At 59.3% G+C, this 23,092-nt stretch carries 15 protein-coding genes and 2 pseudogenes; 11 read left to right on the plus strand and 6 right to left on the minus strand.

Annotated features, from left to right (window positions below):
* Positions 1–641: sugar phosphate isomerase/epimerase family protein (locus AB4Y81_RS18760; protein ID WP_441996486.1), on the plus strand; the 641-nt coding region annotated here is incomplete at its 5' end.
* 1,441 nt (positions 642–2,082) lie between these two features.
* On the opposite strand, the gene AB4Y81_RS18765 is transcribed toward AB4Y81_RS18760, so the two are convergent.
* The 3 genes and pseudogenes from AB4Y81_RS18765 to AB4Y81_RS18775 form a co-directional block, all read right to left on the minus strand.
* Positions 2,083–4,965: an aminotransferase gene (locus tag AB4Y81_RS18765; RefSeq protein ID WP_434326574.1), complete on the minus strand. Its 2,883-nt coding sequence runs from the start codon at positions 4,963–4,965 to the stop codon at positions 2,083–2,085.
* Positions 4,966–5,370: 405 nt separating this feature from the next.
* Positions 5,371–7,044, minus strand: a pseudogene (locus AB4Y81_RS18770) (amidase); the annotation flags it as partial.
* A 1,249-nt stretch (positions 7,045–8,293) separates the two neighbouring features.
* A complete protein-coding gene (locus tag AB4Y81_RS18775; RefSeq protein WP_441996515.1) occupies positions 8,294–8,995 on the minus strand; it encodes a TetR/AcrR family transcriptional regulator in 702 nt (233 codons plus the stop codon).
* 409 nt (positions 8,996–9,404) lie between these two features.
* Between AB4Y81_RS18775 and AB4Y81_RS18780 the strand changes: the two genes are divergently transcribed.
* From AB4Y81_RS18780 to AB4Y81_RS18825, 10 genes are all read left to right on the plus strand, one after another.
* Positions 9,405–10,061: a nuclear transport factor 2 family protein gene (locus AB4Y81_RS18780; protein WP_285241543.1), complete on the plus strand. Its 657-nt coding sequence runs from the start codon at positions 9,405–9,407 to the stop codon at positions 10,059–10,061.
* 1,331 nt (positions 10,062–11,392) lie between these two features.
* Positions 11,393–12,937, plus strand: a complete 1,545-nt coding sequence (locus tag AB4Y81_RS18785) for an ABC transporter substrate-binding protein (protein ID WP_285241542.1) — start codon at positions 11,393–11,395, stop codon at positions 12,935–12,937.
* A gap of 123 nt (positions 12,938–13,060) precedes the next feature.
* The gene (locus AB4Y81_RS18790) at positions 13,061–14,065 is read left to right on the plus strand and encodes an ABC transporter permease (protein WP_434326572.1); all 1,005 of its coding nucleotides are present in this window, start codon (positions 13,061–13,063) and stop codon (positions 14,063–14,065) included.
* Complete coding sequence (locus tag AB4Y81_RS18795) at positions 14,062–14,964, plus strand: ABC transporter permease (protein WP_441996490.1); 903 nt, start codon at positions 14,062–14,064, stop codon at positions 14,962–14,964. The genes AB4Y81_RS18790 and AB4Y81_RS18795 overlap by 4 nt, the downstream gene beginning before the upstream one ends.
* Positions 14,961–15,944, plus strand: coding sequence for an ABC transporter ATP-binding protein (locus AB4Y81_RS18800; RefSeq protein WP_434326571.1), 984 nt, complete (start codon positions 14,961–14,963; stop codon positions 15,942–15,944). The genes AB4Y81_RS18795 and AB4Y81_RS18800 overlap by 4 nt, the downstream gene beginning before the upstream one ends.
* Complete coding sequence (locus tag AB4Y81_RS18805) at positions 15,941–16,744, plus strand: ABC transporter ATP-binding protein (RefSeq protein WP_441864192.1); 804 nt, start codon at positions 15,941–15,943, stop codon at positions 16,742–16,744. The genes AB4Y81_RS18800 and AB4Y81_RS18805 overlap by 4 nt, the downstream gene beginning before the upstream one ends.
* A 108-nt stretch (positions 16,745–16,852) precedes the next feature.
* Complete coding sequence (locus AB4Y81_RS18810) at positions 16,853–17,590, plus strand: alpha/beta hydrolase domain-containing protein (RefSeq protein ID WP_434326569.1); 738 nt, start codon at positions 16,853–16,855, stop codon at positions 17,588–17,590.
* A gap of 32 nt (positions 17,591–17,622) precedes the next feature.
* A complete protein-coding gene (locus tag AB4Y81_RS18815; protein ID WP_434326568.1) occupies positions 17,623–19,254 on the plus strand; it encodes an amidohydrolase in 1,632 nt (543 codons plus the stop codon).
* Between the two features lie 122 nt (positions 19,255–19,376).
* Entirely contained in the window at positions 19,377–19,835 is a 459-nt protein-coding gene (locus tag AB4Y81_RS18820) for a DUF3237 domain-containing protein (RefSeq protein WP_434326567.1), read from the plus strand.
* Between the two features lie 45 nt (positions 19,836–19,880).
* A complete protein-coding gene (locus AB4Y81_RS18825) occupies positions 19,881–20,438 on the plus strand; it encodes a MarR family winged helix-turn-helix transcriptional regulator (RefSeq protein WP_434326566.1) in 558 nt (185 codons plus the stop codon).
* Positions 20,439–20,510: 72 nt separating this feature from the next.
* On the opposite strand, the pseudogene AB4Y81_RS18830 reads toward AB4Y81_RS18825, so the two are convergent.
* The 3 genes and pseudogenes from AB4Y81_RS18830 to AB4Y81_RS18840 form a co-directional block, all read right to left on the minus strand.
* Positions 20,511–21,115: pseudogene (locus tag AB4Y81_RS18830) on the minus strand (IS982 family transposase); the annotation flags it as partial.
* A gap of 80 nt (positions 21,116–21,195) precedes the next feature.
* Positions 21,196–22,671: an alpha/beta hydrolase domain-containing protein gene (locus AB4Y81_RS18835; protein WP_434326565.1), complete on the minus strand. Its 1,476-nt coding sequence runs from the start codon at positions 22,669–22,671 to the stop codon at positions 21,196–21,198.
* 26 nt (positions 22,672–22,697) lie between these two features.
* Complete coding sequence (locus AB4Y81_RS18840) at positions 22,698–23,072, minus strand: nuclear transport factor 2 family protein (protein WP_434326564.1); 375 nt, start codon at positions 23,070–23,072, stop codon at positions 22,698–22,700.
* Between the last annotated feature and the right edge of the window lie 20 nt (positions 23,073–23,092).

Raw genomic sequence — 23,092 nt, forward strand, 5'->3', positions numbered from 1 at the left:
CGCTCGGCGTGGACACCGTCGTCGGGTTCACCGGCTCCTCCATCTGGCAATACGTCGCCATGTTCCCGCCTGTCCCCGAGAAAGTCATCGAGGCCGGCTACCAGGACTTCGCCGACCGCTGGAACCCCATCCTGGACGTCTTCGACGAAAACGGGGTCCGCTTCGCCCACGAAGTCCACCCGAGTGAGATCGCCTACGACTACTGGACCACCGTCCGGACCCTCGAAGCGATCGGACACCGGCCAGCCTTCGGCCTGAACTGGGACCCGTCGCACTTCATGTGGCAAGGCATCGATCCCGTGTCCTTCATCTGGGACTTCAAAGACCGGATCTACCACGTGGACTGCAAGGACACCAAGCTCCGCCCCACCGGCCGGAACACCGTCATGGGCTCCCACCTGCCCTGGGGCGACCCCCGCCGCGGCTGGGACTTCGTCTCCGCCGGACGCGGCGACGTTCCCTGGGAATCATCCTTCCGCGCCCTGACCGCCATCGGCTACAACGGACCCATCAGCATCGAATGGGAAGACGCCGGCATGGACCGCCTCCACGGCGCCCCCGAAGCCCTCGCCGCCTTGAAGAAGTTCGACTTCCCCGCCTCCCAAACCAGCTTCGACGCCGCCTTCAGCAGCAAAGACTGAGGCGTGAACCAGAACCGACTCCATTTAAGAGCAGCATTCGATAAGTAATTCTTGTCTCGGGACTGGTCACCGACAAAGTGATCAACTACACGATCGAGAACGAGCCCTATGCAGTTCGTACTGGGCCGTCTAGGAGCCTCGACTTCTGAAGGCGCGGTAACCAAGCCACCCACGCCAAGCGGCAGCGCGACGTATGGGCCATTATCGGCAGACTGGTCCGCTAAGCCGTGCTCAGCCGACGATCGCGTGGGCTGCAATGTTCCGCAGGCTCCGCTGGGGAGCGGTCAGCTGGGTCGGGCCCGCCTCCAATGGATTTCAAGGTGCGCGTCGATGACACGGCCAAGGCCAACTTGAAAGCACTCAACCGACCGCCCCTGAATCCCCACCTCGGGAATGACCTACATACGTAGAGTGCTTCCTGATCGGCCTACTGTCGCTATAGACACTCACATACATGAGTAGATATAGGCCCAAGGAGGGACGAGCACGTGGCTCCGATCAGTCGCAAATAAAGAAGAGTTAGGTGCGGACACTGTCCACACCTCCTTTGGCCGGACAAGGCATCGGCAATGGAGGCTTCACGACGTCAACCGCGAGCCAAAACCAAGAACTTTGACGAAGGATCTCGAAGTCATGTTGCGATCAGTCCCCCTACACATGAAGAGGTGTAGCCCAAACACGACCTACCCGACGAGCCAAGAGAGGGAGGAACGCATAGCCCCAGTTCATAACGAGTGGAGGGCGCACCAGCCGACGCCTTGGACCTGCTCCCCCACAACTGAACACGCCAACCGGCGGCCAGGCACAAGCCGGACCTCACACCAGAGACTCGTGTCAACAATTGTCAACACTTTAAAGCAAAAACCTCCTCTGACGAGGGGGTATGCCGTGCCCGACGTGGGGCTCGAACGGTATTTCTAGCCTTGAAAAGGCTGGGACGTGGCGGAAACATTCGGAATCCGGGGCAGTCCGGCGGCGCTATGAGGCAGTTTGAAATGGAAGGTGCGGCATTGTCCACATGCCTTTTTGCCCATCAGCCAGTCTGTGCCGCGATGTGCGCTCCATGCTGCGTCGTCCCCCAGCTGGAGATTCATTTGGCAGCCCCACCTTTTGCGTCTAAGGGCTCCACAGGAAGTACCCCCCTTTCTACCCCTGTCATCGTGCAAACCGGGAGAAGCAACATGACCAGTCACCGAAGCCTGAATCCAGTCAGCCATCCAGGTATAGGAGTGCTGACTCTTACCGGCACTTGCTAGTTCCCCGTCGTGCGTCAGAAAGAGATGCCTTAGCCGATCGGCTGAATGGCCTCAGTGGCAGCTGACAGTACCCACACTAACCAAAGCCTATCCTTGGGCCGACAGCCTCTGCGCTAACCTCGAGGGAAGGCCATCCAAGTTCGCGTGTATTCGGCGGCCTCTGAAAGCATTTGCCACACCATTCCTCACCACCCCGTTTCGAGAACGTGGGCCAGGCTGTCAACAAAGTAGTCGGCAGATTCTTGGGAGATGCATAGCGGTGGCTTGATCTTCAGGACGTTCAGATGATCGCCAGTGGGCTGCATGAAGACTCCTAGTTCGAGCAAGCGATTACAGATCGCCGCTGTTTCGTCCGTTGCAGGTTCGAGAGTTGAGCGGTCTTTGACGAACTCGAGACCGAGGTAGAGCCCCGAGCCGTGGACGGCCCCGATGAGGTCATTCTCTTTGCTCAATGCCTCTAGGCGATTCTTGAGGTGTCGGCCAACGACGCGTGCGTTTTCCTGTAGGCCTTCGTCTTGGATGATGTCAAGTACAGTCATGCCAATCACTGACGAAACGGGGGATCCGCCGGTCGATGAGAAAAAGTATCCCTGTGTGCGATATCGATCAGCGATCTCACGACGGGTAACAACTGCTCCGATGGGTTGCCCCGCTCCGATGGACTTGGCGACAGCAACGACGTCGGGAACAGCTCCCTGCTGCTGAAAACCCCAGAACCATTCGCCGAGGCGGCCGAAGCCAACCTGCACCTCATCGGCGATGGCGATGCCGCCATGTTTGCGGATTGCCGCGTAGACGTCCGTTAGGTAGCCATCCGGCAGTGCGATGCCGCCTGCGTTACCGAAGTAGGACTCGCAGATAAAGCCAGCAGGCAGCGTGCCCCCAGCGGCAAGTTCGTCGATGATCTTCACTGCATTCGATGCATATCCGGCAGCTTCGTTGCCCCGTAGCTCTCCTCTATAGGAGTTGGCTGCTTCCACGGTATGGACCCATTCAGGGCGTGACTCAAGGGCATTTGGATTGTCGGCGATCGATGTGGACACTGCGTCGCTTGCAAAAGTCCACCCATGGTAGGACTCCCGCATCGCGACGATGTCACGCCGCCCCGTGCTGGCCATTGCCAGTCGGATGGCTAGGTCAGTGGCTTCGGAACCGGAGTTGACAAAGAACACGGTGTCGAGCTCGTCGGGCAACGTAGCGGCAATCCGCTCGGCATAATCTGCGATTGCGCGGTAGTGAAACCGGGAGTTCGTGTTGAGGAGTCTCATTTGCCGGCTCGCCGCCTCGGCTACCCGAGGGTGGGCGTGGCCCACAGAAGCGACATTGTTGACCATATCGAGATATATACGGCCATCAACTCCTATGAGGTATTCCCGCCACCCACGTTCGATCTGGGGTGGCACCGCATAGTAATGTTCCTGGACGTTCGCGAGGACACCTTTGCGACGCTCCAGGACGTCATCGTTGGTAGATCTGCTACTGGAGACGAGTCCGAGTGCCGGCGCAGGGTCGCTCAAAATCGCAGCCCATCCTGCCATGAGATCGGCTGTCACCATCGCAGGGGCATCGGATACTCCGCGCCGGTCGAACTGAACAAAGAGCTTCGTGCGTGCCGGTAAAAGATGAGTGCTTTTACGACCCAGGCCCACGGCCGATATCGTGAGCACCGCGCCGGCGATTGCGACGGCGATGGAGTCGTCATTGATTCTGGAAACCAGGGCTTCCGCTGACAAAGATGTTGGCCTTGAAAGCCAGAGCGTCAAACCTGTCGGAAACGTTTCTGGCACCGTCGGCGTCCGGATCGGCGAAGCGGTAAGCACCGCGGACCAGGCGGGCAGCACAACAGCGTCAACTCCGGTGCTCAGAGCCGCGGCGGCGGCCTTATCAAGCGTTGACTCTCTCATCCAGGCACCATTGTCATTAAGGCTTGAGGTGGTTCCTGCGTCAAGAGTTGTAACGACGCCCAGGGGCGGCAGCACGGATTTACAGGTCCAAGATGGGTTGTCCTTGATGGGCATCCCCAGAGCTTGGCGGACTGCCCCCGTCATCACCTCCGGTGGTACGGATGCCGCAACGGTGAGAATTCGCAGCTCGCGCTCGAGGGCGGCGTCCGCATAGGAATTGTCGGCATCCAGCCTGACCTGACACCGCCCACTTAGAACGAGGACGGCTCCTCGCAAAACCACCAGTGCCCAAAGTGCAGATACTTCGCTCTCATCGAGGGGACGCAACTTGTGGAAAGCACGGATCGCGGGCAAGGTCGTCGCCGGGGTCGCTCCATCATGGTGTAGGAGTGAAGAGATGGTGACCGCGAGTTCCCCCACCCGCCACGACGTGCACACATCGCCGAAGTCTATAACCGCATCAGGCAACCGTCCTCCATCCGGACGAAGAACGTTGTCATCGGTAATGTCGAAATGCCCCGCTTGCACCGGCAGCCTGTCTTCGACTTCTTCAAGAACCAGTCCCGCGCGAAGAGCCGATTCCTCAACGAAACGCCGGATGGATGAGTCCGGTTCCAGTGGAAGAAGCCGGTCGATCACCCGGCGGGCGTGCCGGAGATCCCACTGCAGGACCCGATGTGTTCCGGCATGTTCAAAATCCGCTAGTGCCAGACTCGTTCTAGCTGCGATTTCTCCCATACGACTGACAACATCGGGCGCCAAGTAGTCGGACCCCGTCAGCGTGCGTCCCGCGATATTCTCAATCACGCGCGCGTGGAGGAGACCTTGTGAAGTTTCCCACCATGCTGACAGTGGCCCCCGTGGACCCGTCACGATACGAGGTACGCGAAGCGTGTTCTGGTTTTGCGCTAGAAGCAGCGCGGCCTGATCCTGCATTTGGATCTCGGCGAAACTGAAAGCCGGGTTGCTGATTTTGAGCACCCCTTTGGGGTGGGGCGACCCGTGTTCGAACAATCGAAAGTTCTGATCCTGCTGGCTGCCAAGGGCTTCGACCGAGATCTCTAAACCGAAGGTGCTGGCGACAAGGTCCAAGACTTCAGTGGGTTCGAGTGTGGGAGTCGGCAGTTCGACCTGATCGAAATAGTTGAAAATATTTTGAGGCATGGTGCTCCTTTGCGGGGGAAGTGTGTGCGCCCAGTCGTCAGATGGGCAGTCAGCTTAGAGGGGCGCGTGCTTGGATGTTCCCAAGGCGCCAGCCACGGCGCCGCTGGAGCTGCGGACAGCGAGCGTTACCAAGGGACCGTATGCTGGCCGCCACTCGCTGTGTCGATGGTTGTAGGCATTGGCATGGGTCGACCAGCTCCCCACGATCCGAGTTCCTTCCAGCACTGTCGGTGCAGGTTGCCCGTCCACGAAGGCTGCACACTCTGATGCTCTACCTGCTGTTACCGTTGCGACGAAACGGACAGTGGTGTTGGTGGTGGTTCTTTCTACCTCGACGTCTTCGATTCGCACCTCGAGAGAGTCGGATCCGGGAGGGAGGCTGACCGGAAACAGCGCCTCCCCCGGTAGCGGTGGCGTTCGCGGAGGTACGGCGCGTCGTGGTCGGAGTTTTTCCATCGTTGAGGCCAGTTGCAGTAGGCGCATGTCGTCGTATGCAGGGCCAGCGACGGTGACGCCAACCGGCATCCGGGTATCTGACATTGTCCCCAATGGAAGGGTCCAAGTGGGAATGCCAAGGTGTCGTGGTACAAGGTTGCCGTTCGAAACCCAGACGCCGTTGCGCCAGGCGACATCGGCAGACGACGGGTTAACATCTGAGTCGGAGGGTCCAACGTCAGCGGCGGAAGGGAATATCACCGCATCAAAGCCGTTTCCTGACAACCAATCCTCGAAGTCCTCTTTGCGTGTGCGTTCGAGACCACGCAACCCGTCTTCGAGAGTCACAACTTGCTTCCACTCGGTGACCCCATCCTCGGCCATTGCAACAAAATCTGAAAGGTCGTAGGCGATGTCAAACTCAAAGATGCCGTATCTGTCAGGCAGGGCTCCTTTGGGCTGCGGAAAGATGAGTTCAGCCTTCGCTTTGGCCAAGCCATCGATTGCCGGGTCGCCGTTCTGACGCAGGAAGTTGTCCAGCGCCCAGGCCGATAACATTCCGACTTCATCGCTGAGGAAGTCTTTACTCACCCATCCTCGATCGACAAAATCCCGATCGCCATCGTGGAGCCGCTCGTAGTTGTCCACTACAGGGAATGGAGTCTCGATGACCTCGGCACCGGCCTTCCGTAGATCATCACACAGCCCCTCCCACAGGGCCATAATCGATTTCCGGGTCTCAATAGGGTATCTGCTCGTCGGGTCAGCATTCACGTAGTTCCGGGGTACCGCCAAGCGAAGCCCGGCCAATGGAAGGTCGGGAATGGCGGTATATGAATCCGGCCGCATCGTGGACGGCTTTGGTAACGGGATCCACGGCTGCAAACGCCACAAATCGCCCTCCGACGATGGGTCGTCAGCGACGATGACGTCGAGTATGTGCTTCATGTCGGAAATCGAACGGGTGTGCGGCACAACAACGTCCATCGTCGGCACAAGGGGCCAGTTGCCTCGGACGGAGATGAGGCCGCGAGAAGGCGTGTATGCGACCAGCGAGTTGTTCGAGGCCGGCGCTCGCCCTGAGGACCAGGTCTCTTCGCCGAGACCGAAGGCCGCGAAACTGGCCGCGGTCGCGGTCCCGGAACCGTTGGAGGAACCGGAGCCGAACGCCGATGTCAGAAATTCGCCACTATAGGGAGATTCTGCTCGCCCGTAAACACCGCGCTGCATGCCTCCCGCGGCCATAGGAGGCATGTTCGTAAGACCAAGGAACACGGCCCCAGCATCCCGAAGACGTGAAATCGCGAACGCATCTTCACTGGCCGTCAAGTTGGCGAAAGCCGGTGATCCGGCAGCAACCGGCAGGTCCCGGACGCAGTAGCTGTCCTTTGCGGTGAAAGGTATACCGTCCAACGGCCCAAGCATTGCCCCCCGTGAACGCCGGAGGTCTGAGTTCCGGGCCTCCGTCAACACACTCGGATTGATTGTTGATACAGAATTCAGCCTAAGTCCGGAGCGATCATAAAAGGCGACGCGGTTGAGATACCGGATCACTAACTCGACGCTGCTCACGAGCCCTGCCTCAAGTGCGCCGGATAGGTCGTCGATGTCGGCTTCGACGACTGTGAAGCTCCGCAAATCCATGGTACTCACTCTCAAGTGGAAGGCTCAGGCTACTACCTGAAGGACATATGATTTAAAACATACACCGTTTGTTTAGATAGCACTAGGCCCTTTAAAGCAGGCAAGCCTATCAATTGACAAGACATTTCACGCACCATTCCTTCAGAGCGTGATCGATTCCAGGACAAGGTTTTTCACAGCCTGTCCCTGCTGTCTTGGCCCTTCGTCTGCTCCGGTTCCCCCAAAAAGCCTGTTTGCCATGTCATTTTCGACCTCAAAGGCGCCACCCCGCAGATGCCCGCCCTGGACGCGGTAATCGGTCTGGGCAGGAAAGGGTGGCCAGAGGATAGGTTGGTGTTCTTGCACTGGTAGAAGGGATCTCGACCTGCGCGTCGGCAATCACTTTGGCAGCGGCAACCGGACCAGAGGCATGGGTCGTTAGCGATCAGATGCCGGCCATCTTTCTCGTGGGATTCATCCCGATGCTTCTTGTCGCTCTCGGATACGGGCCCCGAACACCGCCATGCCCGACTCCGGAAACCTCATTTACCCGGGGATCCCGCGCGTTCGGACCGTGGCTTGGGTGGCTTACCGGGTGAGCTCGTAGCTTTCACCGCTTGTTCTTTTCAATCTTGCCGGAATTGCCGTCGATTTTTTGTCAAACACTAGCCATCGTCCCTAAAGATAAGTCGTGCGTCGGTCTAACCGACAACCACTTAATCAACCTCGTGACGTGCTTGTCATTCATGGCATTGTCGACGGCATCTCCTACCTCGGGATGACCTCGGCCATGATCTTCCAGTACTGCACGGTCGCGTTCCAGATGGCGGATCTGGGGTGATTCCTCATCGAGCTAGGCAAGGAAGCTGCGTCTTCTGACAATCCTGCTGGACCCACGCCCGATATTTCATGGTTTGACCCCACCCGGATGAATAGTTTCAGTGCCTTCTCAGCGGGACTTGCGGTCTCGATCTTCGTTTACTGGGGCTGGGCCACTGTCGCCACAACGGGAGAAGGAACCTAAGTCTCGCGGGGTCCTACTTCCACTGAGAGCACGGCGGCATCGATTCTGGTGGTTGTTTTCGTTAGGCATAGCAGCGGCGATGCTCTCCATTAATGGGCCAGGAGACACCGCAAGCAGCTTGGAAATCCGGGCTTAGCCGAGAGCGTGTTCGTGGTTCTCGTCCACCGAGTGATGGGTTCAGCCGCGATCTTTCTTACCTTCGCCATCCTCCTCGGCGCAATGGGATCGATAAACTCCACAGCGATCTCACCCGCATGCCAGCTGCTGGCCTTCAGAAATTGGGCTGCGTCCTGGCCTGGCGGACGCTACCAACATACTCAAACCCATCTCGAACGCGCGTGACGCGACTGGATCACTTGGGTCCTCAGTTGACAAGGACGCGAACGCCAATGAAAACCTCGGAAGTCGCTCTTCTTGGCCAGTTGGATCGAACACGATGCTGGGCCCCGACATGTCGAGAACACTTCCTAAAATAAAGGACTCGAAGGCAGTCAATAGGGGCAGGACGTCCCTACTTGTCCATCCAACGGCTTCTGCAGCGACCACAAAATCCTCGTACTCCGATAGCAGGACGGGTGACGAGGCGCGCGTTGTCATCAATAAAGGAACCACTCGCGGGTGACCGGCGAATGCCAGTCTGTACGAATGCGCCCATAGCCGGAGTCCTTCTTCCCAAGGGCATTCCCGAAGAGGCCGCGAATCTATGTCCGCAGAGACGATCGCCCTCACGTCTTCAATCATGGCGGCGCGATTTGGTACATGGTTATACAGCGAGGTGGGGTTTACACCGAGCGTCGCCGCGACGCGCCGAATACTGGCACCGTCGGCGCCGATGCGGTCAACGAGGGCGAGGGCGGTACTGGCAATCAACTCGCGGCTTAGCAGTGGTTGGGATGGGCGGGCGATGGCTGACCTCCTTGGGGATCTGATACCCACCCTACCCATCATGGCCAACGGCGCTGCCGCCTGACGTCCGAAATGCCTCGCACTACGCGGCTACGGGCTTGGCATTGATCTCGTACGCGACAATCTTGGTGTCCTTCAGCGACCCCTTGTCCGGTGCCGCCAATGACGTTGCCCGCTTTGTTGTTCATTGCCCCTCCACCGCACATCAGATGGATGAATCCCCGCATCATGACCGAGTGTCCAGAGGAAAACGACTGCCACAGCTGCCCCGCGGCTGCAGGGCAGCCATTGGACGCGCTTCGGAACTCCTGGCCGTTAGGCGTTTCAGATTACGCTTCTGTAGCTTATATCGTCTAGCAATGAACTTGTTTTGCGGAAGATTGGGCTCAATTACGGCCGATTCGCTTCAAAAGTAATTCACTACTTGACTAAAATAACTACTATACGTAGTGTGGCTTCATTCGGAAAACTGGTGACGAAGGCAGGACGGCTGGACTGGCTTGTCCCCCAAAATGCAGCGTGGGCAGTCGACAACCAACCTGCGCAGTTGACAACCAAGGAGTGTCAGACGATGAATCATGAGGATCTAACGCGGCATCTGATAGCGCTGGAGCGTCGGGTCGAAAATCTCGAGTCGGCACAGGCGATAGCCACGCTTCACCACAAGTACATTCGCGATCTCGCGGCGCGCGACTGGCAAGCAGTGGCTTCCGCCTATACGGAGGACGCGGTATGCGACATCCGTCATCACGGAGTGCACCGGGGACGCGACGCCATCGGCGCGATGTTTACTAATGAATTGGTTCCCGTCGTACACAGCAACGATGGCTACATCCTGTCGTCGCCGGACATCGTGGTAGATGGAGACACGGGGCGCGCCACGTGGACGTGGCACCGGCTGCAGGCTGATTTTAAAACGTCCCTCGGCATGCTTCGAGTATGGGGTCCATGGTCCGAGGGGCGCTACGAGACGGAGTATGTCCGGCAGGACGGCGAGTGGAAAATCTCCAAACTTTGGTTCCGTGTCCACGCGCCCGATCCTGATCAGGAGATGGTCGACATCGGTATCGCTGGCGGCGTGATCGGTGGTGGAACTCGGCGGATTTGAAGTCCCCTAACATGGGCGGGGGCGCCAATGTCGCTCGGGAGAGATGCTCGATCACCTTTGTCTTATCGAGTCCGCATTCTGCCCAGGTCTTGAGAGGCTCGTACAAAGCGGGAAGGCAGGAAGCCAGATCGCCAAGGTCCAAAGGCCAACCTCAGCGCAATGGTTGGCGCTGATGAGCCGAACCCGCTCGGACTCGTTCGTCATGGCACTTCAAACCAGGGAGCACGCTCCATTGCTGGCCGACCAAGAGGAAACCAACATCAACCAATTGGCGATGTAGCACCAGGGCGGAAAGATCGGCGAACCGCACGGACGGCAAGAACTGCCGTCCGTGCTTTCTGCGTCGCGCCAACCTTTCAGCCTCATCTGAAGACGCCCAACACGTACCTGGTCAGGTCGAAGCGCCGGGGTTGCCAAAACACCGGAGATCTTAAATCGGCCGCTCGAGCAGTGGGACTTAAATCAAGGCGAGCTGGTGATTCCCTGTCGCAACCAAATCTGGCTACTCGCCGGCACCCTGACTAACACATCTTCTCGTGTCCGCTGCACCTTGGCCCCTCGTCCCGGCGTCGTGCCGTGTTCCCAACTGCCCCCGCCCAGCGCATGTGCAACGCGACGTCGGAATGCCGGCGTGATGGGATGGTTCACCTATCCTCCAGCAAGGCCGCCTCAAGACAGAGAAGTTGGTCGTAGAACCGATCCCGTCCTCGACGTCGGTTTGGCGGAGCGCTTTTGCAGCTTAGCCTCAGTTATGGGGCCACAGCGACATCCTGCTTGGCGGCTACGCCGTTCACGGTTGCGAGCGACCGTGACGACCACTCCTTGGTGACGACCACTCCTTGGTATGGAGCCGGCATGCGGACAGATCAGCTTTCACCGCCTTCTCCCGGTCGTCAGGCACGGGTCACGAGCCGTCGGCGATTGTTTGGGGCAGGCACCTTCACCTCAAGCCGCAGACCCACGCCGCTGGCTTTATCTCCCCGGCGTACTCTGCCCACGCCCCCCCTCATATCGATCAAGGCAGGGTTCACCCTTGGATAACGCGTAGCAATCAGTTCAGTCATGAACTGTCGTAGATTTTCTTCGTTCATCATGACCCGCGTCTTTCCGGGAGTTTTCGGACTACTCCGCCCCTAAAGTTTCCCAAATATAATTCAGTTGTTGACTACATCACATTTTGCTCTTAGCCTTGTTTTGATGCAGGACCCGGCCGCAAAAACAAGCGGCGGTACTTCGACAACCGCGAAGCCGCTCGACCTCAACGAAGACGACAGCTCCACAGCATGTGATATCCCAAGAGACTCATTCCATCGCACTACAGAGGAGTAGAGATGGCTCAAATTTGGAAGCCCCGAACCGCCCACCTATCGGGAGCGGCGCTTCTCGTCGCCGCTACCCTGGCCCTCAGCGCATGTTCCGGCAACGGGACAGGTGAAGGCCTGTCGCAAGCCAACCTCGACGAGGTTCATATCGATCTGTCTACCGCAGTAACCTCGATTGATCCGGCCGCGGGCCCTTACTTGTCCGACTCAGTGATCGTTGGATTGACTACTGGCCGGCTGGTGCGGTTCGTCAAGGGCAGTGCGACCAAGACGGAGCCCATGCTCGCCGAGAGCTTGACCGCCTCTGATGACGCCAAGAACTATACGGTCGTTCTTAAGCCCGACTTGACGTTTTCCGATGGTTCGCCTTTGACGAGCACAGACGTGGTTGCCTCCCTCACCAGGTTGCGCGACACCCCTGGTCCCAATCAAAGCTATGCCGAGCTCATCGCCGACCTGGCAGCGCCGGACAAGACAACAGTGAAGATCAGCCTGAACGCTCCCTCAGCGGACTTTGGGCAGATGCTGGCAGTGCCAGCGATGGGCATCCTTCCTGCCGCAGCGGCGACAGATAAAAACTACTTCCAGGGTAAGCCGGTCTTCTCCGGTTCTTACGCTCCCGAGGGAAATGTCAAGGAGAATTCGTTCACACTGGTCAGAAACGAGAGGTTTGGAGGAACGAAGCCCAAAATCAAGAAGCTGGCGTTCAGCGTCGTGGCCGACACCCCGACCAGCGTCAAGCGGTTGCAGAGCGGAGATGTTGACCTCGTTCCCACATTGCCACAGGACGTGTCGGATCAGATCTCAGGGGATCTGACGGCTCCGATGGTCGACGGCCTGGCGAGTATGTTCATCGTGCCGAATAACCGCGAAGGCAGCTTGTTCCATGACGCGCGCATCCGCAAGGCCATAGCGTGGGCTATCGATCGCAAGACACTCGCGACTCCGGCGTACGGCGCTGATGCCAAAGTACAGACCGGTCCTTACCCTGTCATAGCCGAATACCCACAACCCGTAAAGGTCTATTCCCAGCAGGATGTCGCGCAGGCGAAGACGCTGCTCAAAGGGACGGCTTGCCAAAGCGGCTGTACATTCACCGCCAGCTACTTCGCCAGTGCTTCCGACGACGCTGGACGTGTGGCCACCGTGCTACAGCAGCAGTTAGAGCCGCTTGGGATGAAAATGAACATTCAGCCCGTCGAGGATCAGCAGTTCATCCAGAATTCCATCAACGGCGGATTCGACCTCAATGTCGTCACTTTCAGCAAATTCAATGTGCCGAGTTCCGCCGAGGGCATCTTCGATCCGAAATCCACCATGTGCATTTTCGCTGGTTGCAACAACGATGACATAGAGCCCGCGTTCAGGGCCCTGTTCGGGGCGCAGACACCACAACAGCAGGAAGCGGCATCCACTCACGTTCTGCAGGTTTTCGAGGACTGGACTCCGATCATCCCCATTGCAGGTGTGACGAGTCGCTACGGTGTTCGCTCAAATCTCGTTGACGTAATTGGCCTGCAGCCGAACTCGGAGTTCTGGATTGCAGGGCAGTAGGCTGCGCGCCGAAGTGTGGGATGGCGTGTTCCCTGGGGCAGAAGAAAACTATTTGAAAGCTGCCGCTGGCACCCTCCTTCCTGACAAGCCGGCTCCTTCATTTCCGACGTCTGGTCAGCACGGATGAGCGCCACAGTAGAGATGATTTCAACCACCCCCAGCGGCCACGGAAGGCAGCGCGGCTGGAAGCGTTTGATGCGGAGAGTCGCGCGGAGCGTTCTGCAGCTCGTGATTGTTGTCGTGCTGATTGTGGTCGGAACTGCCGTGCTTGTGCGTCTGGTGCCCGGCGATCCTGCCCAGTCAATTTTGGGTATGCAAGCTACGCCCGAATCACTGGCTGCCCTGCGCGCTCAGCTTGGTCTGGACCAACAGCTCTCTTCCCAGATCCTGAGTCAGCTCTCAGGGCTCATGCACGGAGACTTCGGGACTTCGATGACAACGCAGCGGCCCGTTATTTCCATGGTTGGCAGCGCACTTCCCATCACGCTGTCGCTAGTGGTCACGGGAATTCTGTTCGCGCTGGTTATCTCCTTCCCGCTTGGTCTCCTGCCAGCCTTCGGAATGGGGCGCCGGGGCATTCACGCCCTCCGTATCTCCATGGTCGTACTTGTTGCCATTCCGTCCTTCCTGGTCGGAATCTATCTATTGATCTTGTTCAGCGTTCAGCTTCACTGGGCGCCCGCGGGAGGTTGGTCGAAGGACGGGCTGAATGCATTGCGCTACCTTTGGCTTCCCAGCCTGGCCCTTGCACTGTTCATGACGCCGATCTTCGTCCGATCCATTGAGCGAGAGACGACGAGGCTGATGAGTGAGGAATTCGTGGAAGCTGCGATCAGTCGTGGTATATCCCGGGTGTCCCTAATCACCCGCCACGTGTTGCCGAACGTACTTCTTCCCGTCATCACTCTCATCGGGTTCAGTATGGCGGTACTGATTGGAGGTGCTGTGATCATCGAGGCTCTGTACGGGATTCCGGGAATCGGTTCAGTGGTAGTGACCGCTGTCGGGCAGCGCGACTACCCGGTGATCGTAGGGGTGACGGTTTTCACAGGGATTTTCACGGTCGTCATAAGCCTCATCACTGACGTCGTCTACACCATCGCTGACCCAAGGGTGCGTGTCCAATGACTAACATTCCTCTCAACACGCTCGTCGCCGCGCAGCCTAGGAAGCGACGGTCCAAAGAGCGCGGCTCGTTGCCCATAGTAGCTGGCGTTCTGGTGCTGGTGTTCTTCATCGTCATGAGCTTCCTTGCCCCTATCCTGGTCGGACATGGCCCGAATGCAGTGAGTGGTCCCCCGCTGAACCCGCCCTCTCCTGGGCACCCGTTCGGCACAGATGTTCTCGGGCGCGACGTTTTCGCCCGCACGTTCGTCGCCGTTCACGTCGACTACCTGGTAGCAGTACTTGGCGCATTGATTTCCCTCGCCATCGGCACCATTTTGGGCACTCTGGCCGGCACAGCCAAGCGGACGCAATGGGGTACGGTCCTGATGCGGGTAACGGACGCGCTCATTGCCGTACCCTTTCCGTTGCTGATTCTCATGATCCTGCTTACGGTCGGGAATCAGGTCAGTGTGCTGGGGACGGCTCCGGGAGTGTTTCAAATCCTCGTCGGTGTCGTCACCGTGGGCTGGTCGATTTACGCGCGGCTCGCACGGGCGGAGTCTTCCGGACTGAGGTCGCGGGAGTATGTTATTGCCGCCGAACTCATGGGGTATGGGAAGTATCGGATTACATTCCGCCACATCATGCCTGCGGTGATTGCGGTCACAGGTACTTACGCTGTCGCCGACGCCGTGATGATCGTCGGGTTCGTGGCCAGCCTCCCGTTCCTGGGGGCCGGGGTCCCACCGCCCACTCCGGAGTGGGGATCCATGATGTACGAAGGACGGGCGTCGATTGTTTCCGCTTGGTGGCAGGTCATATTTCCTGCGCTTGCTCTCACCGTCTCGGCAGTCGCAGCGTCGATCATCGCCGACGGATTGCTTGATCGAACTTCGAAGAAACTGAGGAAACACGAATGACTCTGCATACTGCTTCGGGTGCGCAGCCAACCCTGCGAGTCCGAGACCTTGAGTTCTCGTTAGGGGATAATGTCCGGCTGGGCCCGATCAACTTGGAGGCCGCGCCCGGAACGACCTTGGGTGTCGTAGGAGAAACGGGTTCGGGCAAGTCGCTGCTGTGCCGCGCTCTCGTCGGAATGCTAAGCCTCACAGGTGGAACTATCGATGCTGGCTCAATTAAGTTCCAGGGTGAAGAGTACGCGCGGGCCGACCGCCGCCGGTGGGCTCACTTGCGACAGCGACGCGTCGGGTACATGCCGCAGGCCTCAATGGCGGGCCTCAATCCTGTGCGCAAGGTGGGTGGTCAACTTACCGAGATTCTCGCCGGTACCCGGGCAGCGAAGGTCGAGAAGGCGCGCTTGCTGATGCAACAGGTACAGATGCGCGATCCTGACCAGGTTCTTCGCAGCTATCCACATGAGCTCTCCGGCGGGATGCGTCAGCGCGTAATGCTGGCATTCGCACTGGCAAGCGATCCAGCTATTGTGGTCGCCGACGAACCAACGACGGCACTGGATGCGACAGTCCAGAACGAGGTGCTCCGCCTGATCCAGCAAGTGCAGAAAGAGCGCGACATGGCCATGGTGCTGGTCTCCCATGACATGCGCGTGATCCGCCGCGTATGCGATCAAGTGGCGGTGATGTATGGCGGCCGCATTATGGAGATGGGCCCCACAACAACCGTTCTCTCCACACCGTCCCATCCATATACGAAGGCGCTCCTACAGGCAGATCCTATGCTTGCCCAGCGCAAGACGATGCTCGGTGCCATCGGAGGCGCGCCCCGACCTCCCGCCAAATGGCGGGACGGTGGTTGTGTCTTCCGCGAACGGTGCCCACTGGCCACTGAGCTTTGCGCCAGCCTGGTGCCTGAACTACGGACCGTGCGCGAGGGTGCCACTGCGGCGTGCCACTATGCAGAGGAGGTCCTGGCGGCATGAGCGACATTCCGGCAGTCGAGCTATGTGATGTTCGCTATCGCTACAGGAGAGGCGGCCCTGAAGTCTTGAAGGGCATTTCTCTCACAGTTGGCGCCGGCACGATCATGGGCCTCGTGGGTGAGAGCGGATCTGGGAAGTCAACCTTGGGAAGACTGATAGTAAATGAGCGCCAGCCGACTGGGGGCAACATTCTCATCGAAGGTAGCCGCTGGGATAGCCAATCGCGGAAAAACGGCCTGCGCCGATCTGTGCAGATGGTATTTCAGGACCCGTTTGCCGCACTGAATCCTTATCTGACCCCCATCGCCGCCGTAACTGAAGCGGTTGCCGTCGCGGACAGGCAAGGACTACCCACCGCACGGGAGCGTGCGATCGCACTGCTCAGGCAGGTTGGTCTAAGTGGCGCCATCATCGATCGCGCGCCCAGTTCCCTTAGCGGCGGCCAACGACAGCGCGTGGTGATCGCGCGCGCCTTGGCCTGCCGCCCTCGGATCCTGGTAGCTGATGAGGCGACGTCCGCGCTCGATGTTTCTGTGCAGGCACAGATTCTGAACCTTCTCATGGGGCTGCAGCGGGATCTCGGATTGACGATGCTCTTTATCAGTCATGACATATCGGTTATAGACCACCTGACCGATGAGGTGGCCATCCTCAAGGATGGCCTGATCGTCGAAAGCGGTGCGACGGAGCAGATCCTGAACGCGCCGCAGCACGACTACACTCGCGCTCTGCTCTCGGCGTTCCGAGAATCCGATCGCGAGCAGGACATGGACAGGATGAACCGGGGGCAACAGGTCTGAGTCCCCCCGCGGACACTGCCGTTGTGGACTCAAGGGAAACAGATGAGGCCCCTTTTTCGTATCAAACCAACACCAATTCCACTGAAGACCTAGGATGAGGCACTCCACATGATTTACGAGCTTAGCGGTGCGACTGAATCACCATCGCACCTCCCCCAGCAAATCTCGGAGAATGTTGCCGTAATCAAGGACTCTGGCTACGACATCCGAGAGTTCACAATTACCGACATGGGACGCCAGTTCGCAGGCAACAACGGCGCTATGCCCCGCCCGGTGCTCGCAACGTCTTATTTCACTAACCATGTCATCACTGTCGTCCCGCTCCGACCTGAGAGGTTCAGCGGATATGTCCATTTAGAGCTTCTGAACCCTTCCGGCGGAGTGGAGTCGTCCATGTTTTGGCCCGATGCAGCCGGGTACGTCCTGCGGCGTGCCGACGCCTACGTAGGGCTCACCTGCAAGAGCGTCATCGTCGAGGCGCTCAAGAGGAGCGCGCCTGACAGGAATGCACGATTGTCGGTGGAGTATGACGGTCTTCTCTGGGACGCGATCGCAGCGGTAGCACGAGCTCTCCGTGCCCCCGCAGGTGGCGGACTGCTTCCGGGCCTCAAAGGGGCGGAACGAATCGTCGCGAACGGATCGTCGCAGTCAGGCAGTTTCCTCCGCAGCTATCTGTCGGGGCATCGTGCACTCTCAAGAGGTGAAACGCGTGCTCTGTACGGATCGCTACAGGTGTATAGGGAACGCGTTGAAAGGCGAATGGCGGAGCTCGTCGAGCGGCGTTGGTACCTACCTGAGCACACCCCTGCTGCCCTTAACCTCGCCCTCGGCGGCGTCCGATTCTGATGGTCCGAAATGAGCTCGACAGGAGACAGGCAATGAATTCCACGATTTTTACAAACGGTTCAGTCTATGTGACCGGGGTCGGTTCGCGACCGGCCTCGGTCGGCGTTGTCGATGGTGTTATCGCTGCAATCGGCCCCCGCGAGGAAGTGCGCGACCGAGTCGGTCATGCTGATGAAGTCGACCTTGCCGGCGGTCTGCTGAGCCCGGGTTTCATCGATGCCCATTTACATCCGATGATGGGAGGCACGGAACGCGGTCAGTGCGATCTCAATCATGCGACAAGTCGTGACGAGGTTCTGCGGATCATTGCCGAATTCGCAGCCGCCCTGCCCAAAGATGCGTGGGTGGTCGGCGGAGGTTGGCAGCAGGACCTTTTCCCAAACGGCCTGCCAACTCGCCAGGATCTGGACGCGGCAGCGGAGGGCCGCCCGGCCGTGCTACGCAGCGCGGAGAGACACAGTGCCTGGGCGAGTAGCGCGGCTCTACGTGAGGCGGGCATCAACTCGACCACACCTGATCCTTCCGACGGTCGCATCGAGCGAGAAGCGGACGGCTTCCCATCCGGGGCGCTGCACGAGGGAGCCATTATACTCGTCCAGTCCATCGCGCCCGAACCTGACTTGCACGCAATGCATCGCGGGCTGCTCGTTGCCCAGGATCACTGCTTCTCGCATGGGATCACCGGCTGGCAGGATGCCCTTCTCCGAATCCATGACAACGGTGTTGATGCCCTGGACGTCTACCTTCACGCATTGGCTCGCGGCGACCTGATCGCAAAAGTTCGCGGAGCTCTGTGGTGGGATCGCAATCGAGGGACTGACCAGGTTGCCGAGCTGATCGATCGTCGAGATCGTGCACGAGAATGGGCCCCCCGATTCCGTGCCAACTCCATTAAGATCATGTTGGACGGCACCTGTGCCAACTTCACCGCGCTGCTAACCCAGCCCTACCACGACAGTCACGGCCATCCGACCGATAACCAAGGAATGCGGCTGGTACCGTTTGAGCAGCTGGGGTCTGCCGCCAGGCAACTCGACGCCGCCGGCTTCCAAATGCATTTTCACGCCCTCGGCGATCAGGCAGTTCGTGATGCACTCGATGCGATTTCGCCCCTTCCCCGCCCAGCCGAGCGACGACATCACTTGGCACACTTGCAGGTTGTGCAGCCCAAAGATGCGGATCGTTTCGCCGCGCTCGGGGCGATCGCGAACCTGCAACCGCTTTGGGCCCAGAATGACGCGTATATGCAGGATTTGACTATTCCGTTCCTGGATCCTGACCTTCGCGGGTTGCAGTATCCCTTTGGAACCCTAGAGAAGGCTGGCGCCCGGTTCGCGGCCGGAAGCGATTGGCCCGTCTCCGACATCAATCCAGTCGCAGGTATGCACGTTGCCGTAAACCGGCAAGCTGCGGGAGCCCCGGGCACCGAGCGCTTCCTTCCGGAGGAAGCATTGTCGCTGACTTCGATTTGGGATGCATATACAGCTGGTTCTGCCTACCTCAACGGACAAGAGGACAGAGTTGGCAGGCTTTCCGTCGGGTATGACGCCGACTTTGCGATCTTCGACGTTGATCCATTCGCCCAATCTCCCGAGCAAATTGGTGAGGCACGAGTGACGTCGACTTGGGTCGACGGACGTGAAGTTTTCTCTCGCCACGTTTGAGCCTGGGCGGAGCGCGGAAGCGCCTTCTCCCTGCATCTGTCTGTTTCCCTAACAATCTCACAATGTCCGGATCCCGGGCACGATCATGTCTCGCGGAATCCGATCCGCAGAAAGGAGCCCCCATGCGTGAACCAGGGCTAAAACTTCTCTTCGAGGCCACCGGCGACCTCTCACCAACCGTCACTATCGGTAACACTGCCCAGGGACTCGAAAGGGTAATTCCTATCCCCGCAGGAGGGCCATTCGAGGGCCCACGTATCCGAGGAACCATGGTCGGAGGCTATGACTGGCAATTGACCCGGCCGGATGGCGTCACCGTCATCGATGCGCTTTATCTTCTCGAAACGGACGACGGCGTCCACTTGCGCTGCCGCAACCGCGGGCTTCGTCGCGGGGATCCGGCTGTTATGCAGCGGTTGGCAGCTGGCGAAGATGTGGACGCTGACGAGTACTACTTCCGATGCGTGCCCGAATTCTCCGCTCCAGCCGGACGGTACGGATGGCTCAACGACAGCGTCTTCGTCAGCACGGGCGCGCGGTACCCTGACGCCATCAAGGTTCGCTTCTACCAACTGACATGACGCGCGGCAATGTAACCGACGTACCGCGAAGCCCAAGGTATGGTGATGACGATGACAGTGCAACAGGAACCGCCGAGTCCCCCTGACGACAGCTTTCTAAGGTTCGTGAAAGCGGCCGGGGATCGCACCGTTGCCGAGCTGGGGCATCTCGGAAGTGGACCCGGCGTGATATTGACGTTGCTCCTGCGGCGCGCTTCGCGGCTGATGGCTGATAGCGACACACTTGAGCTTCCCGACGGGCTCACCTGGGCAGGCTTCCGCGTTTGCTTCACCTTGTGGGTCGCCGGCCCCCTTGAACCCCACCGTCTGGCCTCATTCACGTCCATGAGTCGCGCCGCAATTAGCGCCGCACGCAAAGCGCTCGAGGCCCAACAGCTCGTTACATCTGTCGCCTCATCCACCGACCAGCGTTCAATTCTCATGTCGCTGACGCCAAAAGGTGGCGACCTCACCCGCGAGATCCACGAACGCGCTATGCGTAACGCTACTGCAACGCTTAGCGCCCTGACACTCCCCCAGCAGCACATGTTGGTAGGGCTCCTCGGGCAGCTCGTGGGCGATGATACGACCGACATCGATCGGTCCGTCACTGACTTGGGATGAAGTGATGGATGGCCATGACAGTGCTTTGGCGATTTTAGAGGTCGTAAGAGGTGAGGGACGGGTCTTGGTGCGTCAGATCCCGGAGGCAGGTGCAAGGAGTTTTGAGGCGGCTCGTGCGTAGACACCTTCGAGGGTACGCCCGCCGTGGTGTTCCAGGTCGAGTTGGCCTTCGAGCGTGTCCAAGACCGACTCTAACCATTGGCGGATCCCGCCGGACCGCCCGAACCGTGGTTTCACGTCTTTGCGGATCGGCCGGATCAGCGTGACACCGAGGTCTTTGGTGATGAACCGTTCAAAGTGATGGCCGGCGAGGATGACGCCGGCGTGGATGTGCCTGTGCTCGCGCTCGAGCAGCGCCTGGGCGACTTCGCGTTCTCCGAGTTCAGGGTTCGCGAGCCCCAAATCACAGGCATGCCTTCGGGGGTGATAATCAGATAGAGCCGGAATCCCCAAAAGAAGCGCCAGTGCGAGGCGCAGGACCCACAGTCTGCGGGGCCGGACAAGTCGGAGCGTTTGACCGTTCCCCGCGACATACTGCAGCGCAGCGGAGTGGAGTCGATAAGGCGCAGGATCTCGTGCCAGGACGGGCCAGCGTGGTGGCCGGAGACTAGCGGTCCTGCGGCCGGGACGCGCTTATCGTACCCGGACTGGTCCGGAATCTCCGGGAAGTGGCGGGTTTAACACCCCCGCCAACAATTGGCAGACCCCCGGCGCAAACAGCATCGGGGGTCTGCTCTGCATAAGGCCTAGCTAAGAATTACTCATCTAGGTGTGACGGGTATTTTTCACATGCCGCCCGTATGGCCAGCTCCGTGTGCTCGGGCAGTAGCCAGCCCTGGCTTACCAGCTGGGCAGCACGGCGCCTTGCCAGCTGCGCATATGCGGCTTCGCCGCCGTATCTGGCATCGGCCTCCGCCCGCGTGAAGGGGACGTGTTCCCAGGGACGCATGATGTGTCGTTGGCTAGGCACGACATGCATGCGTGCCAGGGGCAGCTCGATCTCCAGGTAGCGCAGTCCGCCCATCGCGTGCCCGGTCTCATCGTGTACTGGGACGATCCCCGTGTAGTCGACCCCCAGAGTGTCGCGTGTCAAAGCTCTTGGCACATCGAACGGGATCGGGTCTGCCCGCGGGGGCGGGGTGCCTTCGCTCCACAGCACCAGATGCGTGATGGTGGCCGCGATGAGCCATTGGCTTCCATTGTGGCGCGGCGGATCTTCGCTGTCGAGGTCTTCTCCATCGGACAGCCCATTCTCAGAGCGTCTCGCTGAGGTAGGAAGTAGCCCTGTCTCATGGCCCCGAGCTGGCACCTGGTAGCAGCGGTACTGGTCGCCAGGCAGGTCGCTGTCAGGGCGTTGGTGCCAGAGGTGCTGCACTGCCTCGTCCTCGCTGAGGTATTCGATGACCGGAACCGGTGGCCGGCTGATGGTACGCCTGTGGTCATCAAGAGCAATAAGGCCGGGCAGCGACCCAGTTGGAGTGAAGCTCGTATCCAGCTCCATCTCCCCGTCTCGGTCGATTTCGACGTAGCCCATCGGACCAAAGCCTCCGCTCGAGACTCCTATGAGGTAGCCATCTATAATCTGCGACTCTGCTTCGCCGCCGTTGGGCACCCCTCCAGCGAGGGCGGACGAGTGCTCCTCATGGAACCGCTCCGAGAGGTAACTGCGGAGGAAGCTTCCGGATTGGGACCAACCAGTGGCGAAGCGCCTCGACGGCGCACGCAATCCAAGGAGCATACCTCCAGCCTCCTCTTGATGCGTTGCCCCCGCTACTGAACCCAGAAGATCCCAGATCATGCTGTCATGCGGGATCAAAAGTGATCCGTAACGCTCCGGATCGCGGCTACGAAGGTCAGCAATAGTTACCGACTTGCAAGTCACCCCGAGGTAGGCATCTCCGCGGGCCATCAGGTGGAAGCCGGCGTCTGGCCAGAACATCGGGAAGTCTGAACCGCTTGAAGGGTTCAGTAATTCAATATGGACGACGCCGCTGAAGTCGGCGTCACGCTCCGGAGCGATAACCATCACCCGTGTGGCGTATCGCTCAGACGAAGGGATGGCATCGGGTGTCCGAAAAACGCGGGCTTCACCGGAGACCCGGTACTCGCGGCTTCGATATCCTGCCGAAGCCAGCGATGGATGCGTCAGCGTGTCCCACCCATCCGGGGACAGGAATGGGGGTCGGTCCGCGAGTTGGGCAATCTCTTCTACGAGAAGGTTCAGCTTGGGCATTTCACATTCCTCTGTTTTGAATCTACTCATCGAATTCGAGTGATCTTTCGCTGGTCGAGCGTATACGTCATTTCTCCGGCCAGTTGGATGATCTCGCCCTTGACGTAGGGGCGGAGCGGAGAGTCCGGCCAGTCCTCGATGACTTCGAGCGTGTTCTGGACCAACGCGCGGATATGCGTCTCGTCGGCCTCCAGAACTTGCGCACGGACGTTCTCGCGCAGATGGCGCCACGCCACTCGGTAGAAGTCAAAGAATGCGTCACGGCCCACGAGGTCGTCCATCGCGCCATCCCAGTCAAAGACGATCTCGCTGTGTAGGTAGCGCTGGAGTGCGCCGATGTCCTGTGAATTGAACGCAGACAGATAATCGTCGTACCAAGTTTTAAGTGAAACATCCTGCATGGTTGATCCTATTCTTCGAA

The organism is Paenarthrobacter sp. TAF1 (genome assembly GCF_052113825.1).
Classification (GTDB): domain Bacteria; phylum Actinomycetota; class Actinomycetes; order Actinomycetales; family Micrococcaceae; genus Arthrobacter; species Arthrobacter nicotinovorans.